16 protein-coding genes are annotated in these 13,935 nt (G+C 60.3%); all 16 read left to right on the forward strand.

The features are described 5' to 3' along the window. The first annotated feature begins 9 nt into the window (after positions 1-9). Complete coding sequence (locus tag PMI25_RS00325) at positions 10-435, forward strand: hypothetical protein (protein WP_045121928.1); 426 nt, start codon at positions 10-12, stop codon at positions 433-435. A 100-nt stretch (positions 436-535) separates the two neighbouring features. Next, positions 536-721, forward strand: coding sequence for a hypothetical protein (locus PMI25_RS00330; RefSeq protein ID WP_007964321.1), 186 nt, complete (start codon positions 536-538; stop codon positions 719-721). A gap of 2 nt (positions 722-723) precedes the next feature. After that, positions 724-1,890, forward strand: coding sequence for a tail protein (locus PMI25_RS00335; protein ID WP_007964323.1), 1,167 nt, complete (start codon positions 724-726; stop codon positions 1,888-1,890). Next, positions 1,890-2,396, forward strand: coding sequence for a phage major tail tube protein (locus tag PMI25_RS00340; RefSeq protein WP_007964324.1), 507 nt, complete (start codon positions 1,890-1,892; stop codon positions 2,394-2,396). The genes PMI25_RS00335 and PMI25_RS00340 overlap by 1 nt, the downstream gene beginning before the upstream one ends. A 233-nt stretch (positions 2,397-2,629) precedes the next feature. Beyond that, positions 2,630-3,211, forward strand: coding sequence for a phage tail assembly protein (locus tag PMI25_RS00345; RefSeq protein ID WP_007964326.1), 582 nt, complete (start codon positions 2,630-2,632; stop codon positions 3,209-3,211). Positions 3,212-3,399: 188 nt separating this feature from the next. Beyond that, positions 3,400-5,838: a phage tail tape measure protein gene (locus tag PMI25_RS00350; protein WP_238547058.1), complete on the forward strand. Its 2,439-nt coding sequence runs from the start codon at positions 3,400-3,402 to the stop codon at positions 5,836-5,838. Further along, positions 5,835-6,218: a phage tail protein gene (locus PMI25_RS00355; protein WP_007964328.1), complete on the forward strand. Its 384-nt coding sequence runs from the start codon at positions 5,835-5,837 to the stop codon at positions 6,216-6,218. The genes PMI25_RS00350 and PMI25_RS00355 overlap by 4 nt, the downstream gene beginning before the upstream one ends. Beyond that, positions 6,211-6,423, forward strand: a complete 213-nt coding sequence (locus PMI25_RS00360; RefSeq protein WP_007964330.1) for a tail protein X — start codon at positions 6,211-6,213, stop codon at positions 6,421-6,423. The genes PMI25_RS00355 and PMI25_RS00360 overlap by 8 nt, the downstream gene beginning before the upstream one ends. A 9-nt stretch (positions 6,424-6,432) precedes the next feature. Next, a complete protein-coding gene (locus tag PMI25_RS00365) occupies positions 6,433-7,461 on the forward strand; it encodes a hypothetical protein (RefSeq protein ID WP_007964331.1) in 1,029 nt (342 codons plus the stop codon). Positions 7,462-7,619: 158 nt separating this feature from the next. Continuing rightward, complete coding sequence (locus tag PMI25_RS00370; RefSeq protein WP_007964332.1) at positions 7,620-8,204, forward strand: phage tail terminator protein; 585 nt, start codon at positions 7,620-7,622, stop codon at positions 8,202-8,204. After that, on the forward strand, positions 8,201-8,380 hold the full coding sequence (locus PMI25_RS00375) for a DUF2635 domain-containing protein (protein ID WP_007964333.1): 180 nt from the start codon (positions 8,201-8,203) through the stop codon (positions 8,378-8,380). The genes PMI25_RS00370 and PMI25_RS00375 overlap by 4 nt, the downstream gene beginning before the upstream one ends. Continuing rightward, positions 8,380-9,876, forward strand: coding sequence for a phage tail sheath subtilisin-like domain-containing protein (locus PMI25_RS00380; protein WP_007964334.1), 1,497 nt, complete (start codon positions 8,380-8,382; stop codon positions 9,874-9,876). Before PMI25_RS00375 ends, PMI25_RS00380 begins: the two co-directional genes overlap by 1 nt. A gap of 67 nt (positions 9,877-9,943) precedes the next feature. Continuing rightward, positions 9,944-10,291, forward strand: a complete 348-nt coding sequence (locus PMI25_RS00385) for a phage tail tube protein (RefSeq protein WP_007964335.1) — start codon at positions 9,944-9,946, stop codon at positions 10,289-10,291. Further along, complete coding sequence (locus PMI25_RS00390; RefSeq protein ID WP_003222226.1) at positions 10,288-10,584, forward strand: phage tail assembly protein; 297 nt, start codon at positions 10,288-10,290, stop codon at positions 10,582-10,584. Before PMI25_RS00385 ends, PMI25_RS00390 begins: the two co-directional genes overlap by 4 nt. Positions 10,585-10,714: 130 nt before the next feature. Next, the gene (locus tag PMI25_RS00395; RefSeq protein ID WP_007964337.1) at positions 10,715-12,712 is read left to right on the forward strand and encodes a hypothetical protein; all 1,998 of its coding nucleotides are present in this window, start codon (positions 10,715-10,717) and stop codon (positions 12,710-12,712) included. Further along, complete coding sequence (locus PMI25_RS00400) at positions 12,699-13,934, forward strand: DNA circularization protein (RefSeq protein WP_007964338.1); 1,236 nt, start codon at positions 12,699-12,701, stop codon at positions 13,932-13,934. Before PMI25_RS00395 ends, PMI25_RS00400 begins: the two co-directional genes overlap by 14 nt. Position 13,935 lies beyond the last annotated feature (1 nt).

Here is a 13,935-nt window from a genome sequence, read left to right on the forward strand (position 1 = left end):
GGGGGTTACATGATTTATTGCAGCAAGGCTACCGAGCTTTTTTATGATTCAAATTTGGGGGGCGAAATTCCAGACGATGCCGTCGAAATCTCGTTTGAATTACACGCTGAACTTATCAGTGGTCAGTCTCAATTCATGAAAATCAACTTTGAGACCGTTCCCCCCTCGTTGATTGAGCGGCCGCCGATACCCATTGAGCAAGCGGCCGAGTTGGAACGGAGTTGGCGCGACGGGCAATTGTCAAGAACAGACGGAGTTGTGTCGCGTCAGCGTGACGAGCTGGAGGCGGGAATACCGGCTACGTTTACCGCCGAACAATACGCTGAACTTCAGCTTTTCCGGCATCAGTTACGCAACTGGCCGCAGGAAGCTTTTTTCCCATCTCAGGAGCATCGACCGATAGCGCCTGATTGGCTGTCTGAGCAACTTCAATAATCGCCTCGAACTTCCGAGCGTTTTCTAATCCCCAAGAAACCTTCAACACCCGCCAAGCCCCTCCCCTCGAGGGGCTTTCCCGTTTATGGAGAAACGAAAAATGGCAACCCGCCAAACCTACACCGTGCTCGTCCCATTCCCCACCGGCGGTGGGCACTGGTCGAGCGTCGGTCAAGACCTTGATCTGCTTGACGTCGAGGCCAGTGCGCTGCACAGCGCCGGTCGACTGGAACTGAAAACACCCTCCACCCAGGCCAAAAAGGCCGCTGCCAAGAAGGCTGACTGAACATGGCTGAGGTTCTGAACTTCGAGCACAACGGCATTACCGTCAATGCCACTGAATCCCCCGAGGCCATGGGTGGCCTGGGTGACAACGTCATCGGTCTGGTCGGCACTGCGCCGAAAGCCGATCCGCTGATTCCGCGCAACGCACCGTTTCGCATCAACAGCTTCACCACCCACGCGCTGCTCGATCCGACCGGCGCCGAAGAGGGCACGCTGTACCACGCGGTTTACCAGATCCTCAAAGTGGTCAAGGTGCCGGTCTACGTGGTGATCGTCGAAGCGGGCGCGACCCCGGCCGACACCGTTAACGCGGTGATTGGCGGTGTTGATCCAGCCACCGGCCGCAAGCTCGGTCTGGCGGCACTGGGCAGCGTCCCGGAAGACCTGACCATCATCGGCGCGCCGGGCTTCACCGGCACCAAAGCGGTGGCCAGCGAGTTCGCCTCGTTCGGCAAGCGCATCAAGGCCCGTGTGGTGCTGGACGGCAAGGACGCTTCGGTCGCTGACCAAGTGGCTTACAGCCAGGAACTGGGCGGTGCCGACCTCGGTTTTGACCGTTGCCTGGTGGTGCACAACATGCCGGCCGTGTACTCGAAAGCGGCGAAGAAAAATGTCTTCCTCGCGCCGTCGAGCCTGGCGATTGCCGCGCTGGCCAAGGTCAAGCAGTGGGAGAGCCCGGGCAACCAGGTGACCTACGCCGAAGACGTGTCTCGGGTCGTTGAATACAACATCCTCGACACCTCCACCGAAGGCGATCTGCTCAACCGCTACGGTGTCAGCTATTACGCCCGCACCGTGCTCGGTGGCTTCTCGCTGCTGGGTAACCGCTCGATCACCGGCAAGTTCATCAGTTACGTCGGCCTCGAAGATGCGATCAGCCGCAAGCTGGTCAAGGCCGGCCAGAAAGCCATGGCGAAGAACCTGACCAAGTCATTCATGGATCAGGAGGTCAAGCGCATCAATGACTGGCTGCAGACTCTGGTCGCCGACGAAACCATTCCTGGCGGCAGCGTCTACCTGCACCCGGAACTCAACAGCGTCGAGAAGTACAAGAACGGCACCTGGTACGTGGTCATCGACTACGGCCGCTACGCGCCGAACGAACACATGGTTTATCAACTCAACGCCCGCGATGAAATCATCGAGCAGTTCCTGGAGGACGTTCTCTAATGTTTACCAACCGCGTAAGACAGGCCATCGCGGCCACCCTGCAAGGCCTGCCGTTGTCGGCGACCGTTGAGGAATTCACTCCGCCGAAGATCGACTTCGACATGGAAAACATGACGGGCGGGCGCTTCATCGTTGAGGAAATGGCCAAGAGCGCCAAGCCGCTGAATGCTCAGATCAAGCTGCAAGGCACCGGTGCTGAAGTATTGCTGGCGATGGGCGTAAAACTGGGCGACGACATCCTGCTGAACGTGCGTGAAGCCGGTCAGGATCAGGACGGCAACACCTGGTTCACCTACCACACCATCGGCGGCAAGCTCAAAACCATGGGTGAAGACGCGATCAAAATGGGCGGCAAGGCCCTGACGACGCTGGACTTCTCCTGCCGCACCTACAACCGCCTGGAAAACGGCGTGCCGGTGATCGACATCGACGTGCGCACCCAGAAATTCGTGCTCAACGGTGTAGACATCCTCGGTGATGCGCGTCGTGCGGTGTTGATGCCGTAACGCTGTAAGCAAGCCCTGCACCAAAACTTGTGGGAAGGAGCTTTTGTGGTGAGGGGATTCATCCCCGATGGGGCGCGAAGCGGCCCCAGCATTGAGTTGGCGATTTAGCGGATACCGCACCCATCCATAAGCGGGGCTGCTGCGCAGCCCATCGGGGATGAATCCCCTCGCCACAAAGGTTTCTTCTCCCAAGTGCTGCAACACCCCTTCAAGAATCACCAAGGAATTCATACATGTCGTGGATGCCACCCCAGCATGACCTGCTGTCGCCGATCATCGGCGACGACGGCACGCAGATCGAACAGATCCAGCTCAAGCCGCTGTTCTACGCCGCGCAGAAAGAAGCGCTGGAACGCGCCGGCGATGATGAGGACGATCAGTTCTTCGAACTGGCGCTGCTCGCCACCGGCCTGTCAGTCAAGGAACTCGACCAGCTGAAACGCCCGGACTACGTGAGCATCGCCCAGTACGTGCACGAGATGTCGACCCGTCCGGCGTCGTACTTTCTGGAGCAGGTCGAAGACGCGGAAAAGTCCGCCGATCCTGACCAGGTGCAACTGCTGCAACCGCTCGCCGTGACTGGCCGCACCGTGACCTCGCTGTCGCTGGAAATGCCCGCACTGCGCGCCACCAAAGTGATGAAGAAACTGAAAACGGCCAAGGAACGCGCCGAGTTCATCACCGCGCATTGCACCGGTCTGATGATCCCCGATCTGGCCCAGCTGAGCGTCCCTGACTGGACCCAATTGCAGGTGCGCATCGACGATTTTTTAAACCAGCCGGCGGCCTACTTTCGGAACGCGACATCGAAGTAATCCTCGATATCGTCCCGCTCATTTACCCGGTAAGTGAAGCGGAGATTCTGGAATGGGACGCCGAAAAGGCGTTGCGCCGCTACGACATAGCGATCACTCGCCTTGGCGTGAAACAGGAGTAGAGCGGCATGGCAGACACATCGTTTTCGCTGATGTACGCCGCGCAAACCGGCGGCGCGGGTTCCGGTTTGTCGGCAGGCGGATCGGCCACAGACAGCCTGATCAAACCACTGTCCGAACTGAAAGAGGCGCTGCTCACGGCCAGCCTGGACATCCGCAGTCTGGTGCGTGAACAGGTCAAACTCGGCGCCGTTGTCCTGGGGCTGAACACGGCCCTGGCATCGTTCAAGGTGCCAATGGTAACTGCCGCACCGGCGGCTGGCGGCGAGAGCAAGTCAAAGCTCAAGGCTGAGATTGAACAACGCTCGCCTCCGGCCTACCTGCAATCGGCCATGGCCCTGGAAACCGCCATGGCCCAGATCAAGCAGGTTCAAGGCCTGGGTGGCGACCTCGACACGCTGTCGAAAGCCAACCTTGAACTGGCCACCGACAAACGAGTTGCCGGCAGTGGGGCGACGGTCGTGGATCTGGTGCAGGTCCAAGGCGCGGCTGGCCGATCCGGGATTGGCGCGGGTCTCAAGGGCGCCGACAAGGAACAGGTGCTGCTGGACTTTGCCCAGGATGCAGCGGTCAATGCGTCGGCGTTCGGCATCAGCCTGAAGTCGGCCGGTGAAATGCTGTCGGCCTGGCAATTGTCGATGAAACTGGATCGCACTCAAGGTCAGCTGCTGGCCGATGCGACTCAGCATCTGGGCAACAGCGGACTGAATGCGACGGCTGCCGACATCGGCTCGGTCGTGCAGCAATCCGGCGAGTCGGCCGTTGCAGTGGGGATCCTGCCCGAGCAGTTGGCGGCGCTGTCAGCCGCGTTGCTCAACGCTGATGTCGACAAGGCCGGTGCCGGCGCGGCGGTGAAAAGTATCAGCGCAGCCCTGGGCAAAGGCACCCAAGGCTCGGCGGCCGAGCAGTCGGCGTGGAAGGCGTTGGGCCTTGATCCCGGCAAGTTGACTGAAAACGTACCGGACAACCTTGTCAAAGCGTTGGCGGCATTGAAGCAACAACCGGCAGAGCAGCAAACGGAGCTGGTCAAGACACTTTTCGGTGGCGACAACGGTGTACGCAAACTGCTGGCGAAACCCGAAGACCTGCAAAAAGCGTTTTCGCTGGTCGCGCCGGCCAAACTGGAAGGAACGTCGACGCTTGTGCCATCGCAAGCGACCCAGGGCAGCTTCGCATCGCCATTCAAGGGTGAGGGGGGCGTGCGCCAGTGGATGGGCAAGCCAGGGGAGGCTCAGACGCCGCTTTCATTGCTCAAGCCTGATGATCCACTGACACCGGCTTACAGCGGCGCGATTGAACGCAGCGCCGAGCCTGCGGGTAAAGATCCGCAGCGAAGCTGGAACGCGTTCGATGCCAGTCTCAATCGTTTGATCACGGCATTGGCGCCGGATGCGACCGGCACGCTGGACTCGCTGACGAATATGACCAATGGCGTGGCCGATTTGGCTGAAGCCCATCCCAAGACCTCGACGGCATTGGCCCTTGCGGGCGCTGGACTGTCGGCCATCGTAGTCGCGGTGATGGCCAAGGCATTCGGCAATTTCACCGACAAGCTGCTCAAGGGCGTCGCTTCAAAATTGCCACTCGGTCTTGGCGGTCTGATTGCCAAGATTGAAGACCCGAAAGCGGAGCAAACGTCTGCCGGAAATGGCGCGGGCCATGACTGTTGCTGCTGCAAACCGCTGGGCGGCGGGTCAGGCGACAAACTCAAGCTTCGCCGGTCAAGCACCAAGCCTCGCCGGTCAAGCACTAAGCCTCGAGTCAGACGTGAACAAACCGGTCGAGGCGGGAAAAGCCCCCGCACAGTACCCCCTCGGCCACTACGGATCAGTGCACCGCCGGCGTCGCCGGCACGACCCGTTCTGCCCCGCATGTCCGGCACGTCCTGGCTGGCAAGCACGACCGCATTTGCAGGGTCATCAGCCGTCAGTCCTGCCCCAGCCGCTTCACTGTCCGGTTCTTACGCCAAGGCAGGCAGACTGCTTGCCAAACGGGCACCGCCGCTGCGGTTGCTCAGTGCCGGATATGAAATGGTCACCGGCGTCATGAAGGGCGATACGCGTGCCGTCGTGTCGTCCGGTGCCTCATTGGCCGGGTCTTCTGCTGGGGCCGCCGTCGGTGCAGCACTTGGCACGTTGATTTTGCCCGGTGTGGGCACGGCAATTGGCGGGTGGCTCGGAAGCATGGCGGGGGGCGCGATCGGTGAATCCCTGGGCGACAAGCTAGGGACACAAGTCGATCGTCTCGGCTCACCTGCACAGGTCAGCAAAGACCTTATCGCGACTTCGGCGATTTCCACGATCCCCGGGGCACCTGCCATCACAGCCGCCAGCCAGCCGGTCACGTTCAACTCAACCATTAACATCAATGGTCAGGACCAGACCAGCGCCCAGGCACTGGCCAATCTGGTGGTGCAAACCACCATGGGGCAGTTGGGCCAGATCATGCCGACCAATTCCCTCGCCACACGACGTGACGCAGCCCTGACCGATGGAGTCGCCACATGAAACAACAAATGGCCCTGGGCAGTTTCATCTTTGGCCTGTCACGCGGCTTTGCCTACAGCAGTTTTCTGCGCAAGTCCGACGGCGGCTGGACGGAACTGCAGATTCTCACCAGCAAACCCAAGTCCCATCAAATTGGCCAGAAACCCGAAACCCTGACCATCACCGGTAAATCAATGTACGCGGTGGCCATGGATCGGCTGGATGAGCTGCGGGCGCTGCAAGCCCTTCGTGTGCCGCTACCGCTGATTGATGGCATCGGCCGTAATTGGGGTCTGTGGCGAATCACCATGGTTCAGGAAACCCAGACCTGCATCATCGATGATGGTACGGCAATGGTGGTCGACTGGACCCTTGAACTGGCGGAGTTCAACAATGCGTAAGGTACGAAGCATGGCCGGCGATTCGGTGAATCTGTTGCTCTACCGCGAAACCGGTCGCAGCGATGACAGCGCCGAAGAAGCCCTGTGGAAACTCAACCCGACCTTGGCCGAACGTGGTCCGATTCTCCCGGCAGGCGTCTGGGTGACATTGCCGGAACTCGACAGCAAACCCGCCGCGATCAAACCGGTTCTGGCCTGGGACTAAGGAGGTTGCATGACACAGGGATTCACCCCGGCGATCGAAATCTACGGGGCCAACAAAGACTTGCTGAATCAGCGTCTGATCAGTTGGGAGCACGTTGATGCTGCCGGGATGGAGTCCGATCAACTGACACTGGTGATTGACCTGGAAGGCCTCGAAGGCTTGCCGACCCTGGGCGGAACCATCGGTCTGCGGGTGGGTTATCTGGAATCCGGGCTGGTCGAAAAGGGCCAATTCAAGGTGACTAGACTGACACCAACGCTGTTCCCGCTGCGCCTGACACTGGTCGCTACGGCCGCGCCCTTCAGCGGCAAGGACGAAACCGGATTCAAGGAACGGCGTACGGCCAGTCATGGCCCCACCACCCTTGGCGCACTGTTTCGCGAACTGGTCTCGCGGCACGATTTTTCGCCGCGCGTCGATCCTGAGCTGGCGCTGATCCGGATTGCTCATGTCGACCAGTCGAACGAAACCGACATGAGCTTTATCACGCGACTGGCAAAGAAGTACGACGCGGTGGCCAAACCGTTCAACAACCTCTACGTGCTGGCTAAACCGGCGCAGCTGAAAAACCTCTCGGGCCAGGTGATACCGGACGTCAGGCTGTCGGTGACCAGCAACAATCGACCGGGTGACCACGCCTTTATCAGCGCGACACTGGAAGAGACTGCCCGCACCCAGAATCAGGGGTGCAAGACCTGCTTCTGGGACGGTGCTCTTGGCAAGCTGCAGGAGGTGATCACCGGTTCCGCACCCTACAAGGTCATTCGCCAGAAACAGACGAGTGAAGAAGAAGCCAAGGCCATCGGCGAAGCCGAAGTGCGCAAGATGCTGCGCGAGAAATACAAGCTGAAGGTCACTTGCCCGGGCGATCCGCTACTGGCTGCCGAAGGCCTGTTGGTACTCGATGACACCTGGCCAGACTTCATGCGCGGTCGCTGGTCGATCGAAAAAGTCACCGCCAGCGGCAAGCGCGAGGAAAGCTATCGCTGCCTGATCGAGGCAACCGGCCTCGATCACAAGGCGGACGCCAAAGCCTGATCTCACAGCCGCGAGTTCCCTGTAGGAGTGAGCCTGCTCGCGATGGCGGTGTGTCAGGCACATTGATTGTGAATGTGCCATCGCCATCGCGAGCAGGCTCACTCCTACAGTGGATTCGCGGTGTTTTCTGCACCTCATCTCAATTCTGGAACACCACCATGAAGATCACCCCGATCCTCACGCAACTGCGTGGGCAATGCCCAAGCCTTGCCAACCACATTGCGGTGGGTGTCGATCTGGCCTTGCTGCAAGGCAACCCCGATCTGCCGACACCCTCGGCCCACGTGCTGCCCCTGGCGGATCTCGCCAGCAACAGCACCGCACAAAACCTCATTGCCCAGCCGATCCGCGACCGCTTCGAAATCGTCCTGGCACTTGATGCCACGGACGCCACAAAAGCGCTGGATCTGTTGCACGACCTGCGTGCCGAACTGTGGCGCGCGCTGGTGGGGTTCAAGCCGGGCAATGACTACAGCGCCATCGTCTACGACGGCGGCGAGATGGTCTCGATCAACAGCAGCCGGGCCTTCTATCGGCTGCGCTTTTTTACCGAGTTCCAGCTCGGCCGCAATCTGCCGAGTCAGCCTGCGGAGAGTTGGCACGAACGTGAACTGGACGGTTTGTCGTCCTTTACCGGGGTCACCGTGCGGGTCGATGCGATCGACCCCGCCGACCCCAATCTGAAACACCCGGGCCCTGACGGGCGCGTGGAACTGACTTTCTCTGGAGACGTAACCCCATGAGCAATCGCATCACCGTACTGCCGGCCGCTGGCCGTGCCGTACCTGACCCGGAAGCGGGCGATCTGCTGCCCAAAGAAGGCCGTGAAGTGCTGGACAGCGCCTGGTGGCGCCGACGTCTGGCCGACGGCGATATCACCCTCAAAACCGTAAAAGTCAAAACACAGGGAGCCAAATAATGGCGATCGGATTCAGCAACATCCCCGCGGACATTCGTGTACCGCTGTTCTATGCCGAAATGGACAACTCGGCCGCCAATAGCGCGACTTCGGCCATGCGCCGTCTGATCGTCGCTCAGGTCAACGACAACATCGCCCCGAGCGAAGTCGGCAAACTGGTGCTGGTCTCCAGTGTTGCGCTGGCAAAAAGCATCGGTGGTCAGGGCTCGATGCTCGCCTCGATGTACGAGACCTTCCGCAAGGCCGACCCGATTGGCGAGATCTGGTGCCTGCCGCTGCACAACGCTGAAGGCGCCATCGCCAAAGGCGTGCTGACCCTTACCGGCACCGCCACCCAGGCTGGCGTGCTCAACGTGTACGTCGGCGGTGTGCGGGTGCAGGCCACCGTGGTCAACGGTGCCACCGCTGCTCAGGCGGCTACTGCTCTGGCGCAGAAAATCAACGCCACCGCCGATCTGCCGGTGAGCGCTGCGGCTGCCGAAGGTGTGGTCACCCTGAACGCCAAGTGGACCGGCGACAGCGGTAACGACATCAGCCTGCAGTTCAATCGCCTGGGCAAGAGCAACGGCGAAGAAACCCCGGCTGGCCTGACCACTGCAGTCACCGCCATGACCGGCGGCGCCGGTGTGCCGGACCAGGTCGCAGCCGTGGCTGCACTGGGCGACGAGCCGTTCGAGTTCATCGCACTGCCGTGGTCGGATCTGTCGACCCTCAACACCTGGCAAGCAGTGATGGATGACAGCACCGGTCGCTGGTCCTGGGCCAAGCAATTGTTCGGTCACGTTTACAGCGCCAAGCGCGGCACCGTCGGCACGTTGGTTGCTGCTGGCCAGGCACGCAACGACCAGCACATGACCATTCAGGCACTGGAGCCGGGCGTACCGCAACCGTTCTGGGTCCAGGCTGCCGCACTGGCTGCACGCACCGCAGTGTTCATCTCCGCCGATGCCAGCCGTCCGACCCAAAGCGGCAGCCTGCCGGGCGTCGACCCTGCACCGGCCAGCGAGCGTTTCACCCTGACCGAGCGTCAGTCGCTGCTCAACTACGGCATCGCCACCGCCTACTACGAAGGCGGTTACGTGCGCATTCAGCGTTCGATCACCACCTACCAGAAGAACGCTTACGGTCAGGCCGACAACTCCTACCTGGACAGCGAAACCATGCACCAGTCGGCGTTCATCGTGCGTCGTCTGCAAAGCGTGATCACCAGCAAATACGGTCGCCACAAACTGGCTTCCGACGGCACCCGTTTCGGCGCCGGCCAGCCGATCGTGACGCCAGCGACCATTCGCGGCGAGCTGATCGCGCAGTACGCCAAGCTGGAACTGGAAGGCCACGTGGAGAACGCCGAGCTGTTCGCCGAGCACCTGATCGTCGAGCGTGACGTGCAGGACCCGAGCCGCGTGAACGTGCTGTTCCCGCCGGATTACATCAACGGTCTGCGCGTGTTCGCACTGCTCAACCAATTCCGTCTGCAATACGACGACGCGGCCTGATCGCCGCGTTTGGCCGTAAGCATTCAGCCCACTCCGGTGGGCTTTTTTATTTGAAGGGAGTAACACCATGGGTCAAGTGATTGCAGGCACCTGCTACGTCAAAGTCGACGGTGCACAACTGACTATCAACGGCGGCTGCGAAGCCCCGCTGATGGCCGTCAAACGCGAAACCGTCGTACCGGGTTTCTACAAGGAAACCGACGTCGCGCCGTCGTTCAAAGTGACCGCGCTGCACACCGCCGACTTCCCGCTGAAGAAGCTGATCGAAGGCACCGACATCACCGTTACCTGCGAATTCAGCAACGGCAAAGTCTACGTGCTGGCCGGTGCCTATCTGGTCGAAGAGCCGGTATCCAAGGGCGATGACGCCACCATCGAACTGAAATTCGAAGGCATCAAGGGGACCTGGCAATGAGCGGCGCCGTGAAGCTTCAGGTTGCGATCGAAGCTCACGGCGAGCCCCTGACCGAACTCGTCCTGCGCCGTCCGACGGTGCAGGAAGTGCGAGCGATCAAGGCGCTGCCGTACAAGATCGACAAGAGCGAAGAAGTCAGCCTCGACATGGACGTGGCGGCCAAATACATCGCCGTGTGCGCCGGCATTCCGCCGTCGTCGGTCAACCAGCTCGATCTGGCTGACCTCAACGCGCTGAGCTGGGCCGTTGCGAGTTTTTTCATGAGTGCGGCGTCGGAGCCATCACCGACCTGATCGCAGTCGCCTATGACCTGGCCTGGTTCTGGAAGGTTGACCCCGAACAGATGATGGCCAGGCCACTGGATGTGCTCCGCGAATCGCTGGAGCACGCGCAACGGATCAATGCGATGCAGCAGGTGCAGTGATGGCGAATACAAATTTGAGCCTGATCCCGCAGAACTTTCCCGTCACGGTCAACATGCTCGTGGTGCTCAAGGGCGCCGAGAAAATGGAGACCGAGATGAAGGGGCTGCGCGGCAAGGTCGCAGCATTCAAGAAAAGCATGGAAGACAGCGGCCTCGAGCCGCTGGACGTGGCCGGCTTCATTGCTGAAGGTGGTTTGCTCAAGCCGTTTCAGGATGGCATCAAAAAAGCCATCGAAGCGCAGGATGCGCTGGCGAAGAAAGCCAGGGCACTCAAGGGCCTTAAAGTGCCGAAGGTGGTCCAGGGGGAAACCTCGGCCAACCTGGAAAAATTCAACAAGGCGCTGGATAACATCTCGCTGAAAATCGGTCAGGCGTTGTTGCCGGCGGTTAACGGCATCGTCACGGCGCTGACACCGGTGATGACTTCGATTGGCCAGTTTGTCGCCAACAATCCGTATCTGGTCGAAGGGCTGGCGGCCGCTGCCGTGGCGTTTACGGTGGTCACGGTCGGGGCGATGGGGCTGGTCGCGGTGCTGGGGATTCTGACCTCGCCCATCGGGCTGATTGCGGCGGCTATCGCGGCAGCGGTGGCCATCATCGTGATTGGCGCACGGTTGATTACTAATAACTGGGCGTCGATTTCCGGATTCTTCGGCAGGATGTGGGACTACGTTTCGACGAAATTCAACGCTGGAGTTGCGGCGACCACGCAGGCAATCGAATTGATGGGGGCATCGATCAGCAAAACGTGGGGAGAGATCAGCGCGGAATTTTTTGCCGGCGTCGACAGCGTCGTCAATATTTACAACGGCTTGGTATCGAAAGCGCAGGCAGGCACTGACAAGCTCGTGGCGGCTTTCGACTTCTCGCCGAGTGAGCTGTGGAATAAGGCGTTGGCGAAAGCCAGCAGCGTTGTCAGTGATTTCTTCGCCAGCACCATGGCGGATGCACAAGCAGGGATCGACAAGCTCAGGGCGAAGTTCGATTTCTCGCCGCGTGAGGTGTGGAACAAGGCGTTGGCGAAGGCCAGTAGCGTTGTCAGTGATTTCTTCGCTGGCACTATGGCGGATGCGCAAGCGGGTATCGACAGGCTCAGGGCGAAATTCGATTTCTCGCCGAGTGAAGTGATGAGCAAGGCTTTTGCAACCGCGAGCAATGTCGTCAGTGATTTCTTCGCTGGCGCACAGGCCAAAGCTGCTGCCGGTGTGGACGCGCTCAAGGCGAAGTTCAGTTGGTCGCCAGTGCAGACGATTACTGACGCCTGGGGTTCGCTGAACAATGTGTTTGGCAATCTTGTTGGCGGTGTTGCCGATAACGCCGCGGCGCGGTGGGAGCAGGTCAAATCGATCTTCACGCAATCGCCGGTAGCGATGATTGAGTCGGCTTGGCAACCCGTGGCGCCGGTTTTTTCCGCGCTGTGGGACGTACTCAGGGCTGGAGCCCAGCCGTTGCAAGACGAGTTTCAAAACCTGTTTGGCAGCGCGCCTGTGGAAGCGGTCATGGCGAAGTGGAATGGCGTGAGCGCGTACTTCTCCGGTCTGTGGGCATCGTTGACCACGGATGCACAAGTGGTGAAGAGCATCTTCGGCGATCTGTTCAGCCAGTCGCCGCTGGAGTCGATCCAGCTGAAATGGCAGCCGGTACTGACCTGGTTCAGCGACATGTGGACAAACCTGCAAGGGATTTTCGGGCAGCTTAAAGAACTGTTCGGTGGCAATTTCTCCGGCGTCTTTGCAACCCTCACCGGTACCGCCCCAGCAGCGCCTGCCGGTGCCCCGAAGTTAAGCAGTTCGCTGCCACAAACCTCCAGCGCCCTGATCCAGCAAAGCGCCGCCAACAACCGCACGCAACTCGAAGGCGGCCTGACCGTGCGCTTCGAAAATGCGCCGGCGGGGCTGCGCACCGATCAACCACAAACCAATCAACCGGGCCTGGCGCTGTCTTCGCGCATCGGCTATCGCTCGCTGTCGGCAGGAGGTTCCAATGAACTGGCGTGACCGTTTGTTGCCGGCATCGTTTCGCGGTGTCGGGTTCTGGATCGATCAGGCGAAAACCCCGGTCGGTCGCAAAGGTCAGTTGCACGAATACCCGCAACGCGACCTGCCGTATTTCGAGGATCTCGGCCAGCAGGCCAAGACCCACGACATCACGGCGTTCATCATCGGCGCCGATTGCCTGGAGCAGCGCGACAAGCTGCTCAAGGCCCTGGAGGCGGGCAGTGGTGAACTGGTGCATCCATGGCTGGGACGTTTGCAGGTCAAGGTCGGCGAATGCGACATGACCCACACCCGCCAGGATGGCGGGCTGGTGACGTTCAGTCTGAAGTTTTACCCGGACCGGCCGTTGCCGTTTCCGACCGCCACGGTGAGTACGCAAAAAGTTCTGTTGGCCAAGGCTGACACTCTGTTGGGTTCTGCGGTGGCGCGCTTCGAACAGGCGATGACGTTGATCAAGGCTGCGCGGATCGGCATTGCCAATCTGCGTAACAGCCTGACCGGGGTCTATGAGGTGATCAAGGAGCAGCTCAAACCGCTGATCGAGCAGTACAAGCAGATCACTGAACTGGTCAAGGCCGTCAAGGAGTTGCCCAAGGAAGTGGCAGCGGAGTTCAAGGGCTTGCTCGGCGATATCAAGGAACTCAAGGCATTCGCGAAGGAGGGCTACCGTGGCGTGATTGCCGACGTGTCCCAACAACTCGAAGCCATTCGCAAGGCCGATGCGCCGAAGATCACCACCGGCAAGGACACCAACGCGGCGGCGCAAGCCATGGCCGATCTGGTGCAGGACACCATGCTGGTGAAAGTGGCGCAGTGGGTCGCGTCGATGCCGGTGGCGACTCCGGCGGTGAAGCTGTCGTCGACACCTTCGGTGGCGCATCAGGCGGATCAACCGGTGACCCGTCAGGAAGTGCCGGTGACCGAAGAAATGAAAGCGCTGCAGCAGGCGGTCGGGGTGGCAATCGACCCGATGCTGGACAAGGCCGATCCCAAACATCACCAGGCAATCAACGATGTGAAGGAAGCGCTGATTGCGCATCTCAAGGCAGTGGCGTCATCCGGTGTGCGCCAGGTCACCAAATCGTTTCAGGAAAGCCTGCCGGCGCTGGTGGTGGCCTACAAGCAATTTGCCGATGCCACACGGGTGACTCAAGTGACGCAGAGCAACGCGATGAACCATCCGGGCTTTTCTCCCAACGATGTAAAAGTGTCCAGGGAGTGAG

It is taken from the genome of Pseudomonas sp. GM30, assembly GCF_000282275.2.
GTDB lineage: Bacteria > Pseudomonadota > Gammaproteobacteria > Pseudomonadales > Pseudomonadaceae > Aquipseudomonas.

Coding starts and splice junctions, on each gene's coding strand:
- PMI25_RS00325 (WP_045121928.1), top strand. CDS start 10: ATGATTTATTGCAGCAAGGCTACCGAGCTTTTTTATGATTCAAATTTG.
- PMI25_RS00330 (WP_007964321.1), top strand. CDS start 536: ATGGCAACCCGCCAAACCTACACCGTGCTCGTCCCATTCCCCACCGGC.
- PMI25_RS00335 (WP_007964323.1), top strand. CDS start 724: ATGGCTGAGGTTCTGAACTTCGAGCACAACGGCATTACCGTCAATGCC.
- PMI25_RS00340 (WP_007964324.1), top strand. CDS start 1,890: ATGTTTACCAACCGCGTAAGACAGGCCATCGCGGCCACCCTGCAAGGC.
- PMI25_RS00345 (WP_007964326.1), top strand. CDS start 2,630: ATGTCGTGGATGCCACCCCAGCATGACCTGCTGTCGCCGATCATCGGC.
- PMI25_RS00355 (WP_007964328.1), top strand. CDS start 5,835: ATGAAACAACAAATGGCCCTGGGCAGTTTCATCTTTGGCCTGTCACGC.
- PMI25_RS00360 (WP_007964330.1), top strand. CDS start 6,211: ATGCGTAAGGTACGAAGCATGGCCGGCGATTCGGTGAATCTGTTGCTC.
- PMI25_RS00365 (WP_007964331.1), top strand. CDS start 6,433: ATGACACAGGGATTCACCCCGGCGATCGAAATCTACGGGGCCAACAAA.
- PMI25_RS00370 (WP_007964332.1), top strand. CDS start 7,620: ATGAAGATCACCCCGATCCTCACGCAACTGCGTGGGCAATGCCCAAGC.
- PMI25_RS00375 (WP_007964333.1), top strand. CDS start 8,201: ATGAGCAATCGCATCACCGTACTGCCGGCCGCTGGCCGTGCCGTACCT.
- PMI25_RS00380 (WP_007964334.1), top strand. CDS start 8,380: ATGGCGATCGGATTCAGCAACATCCCCGCGGACATTCGTGTACCGCTG.
- PMI25_RS00385 (WP_007964335.1), top strand. CDS start 9,944: ATGGGTCAAGTGATTGCAGGCACCTGCTACGTCAAAGTCGACGGTGCA.
- PMI25_RS00390 (WP_003222226.1), top strand. CDS start 10,288: ATGAGCGGCGCCGTGAAGCTTCAGGTTGCGATCGAAGCTCACGGCGAG.
- PMI25_RS00395 (WP_007964337.1), top strand. CDS start 10,715: ATGGCGAATACAAATTTGAGCCTGATCCCGCAGAACTTTCCCGTCACG.
- PMI25_RS00400 (WP_007964338.1), top strand. CDS start 12,699: ATGAACTGGCGTGACCGTTTGTTGCCGGCATCGTTTCGCGGTGTCGGG.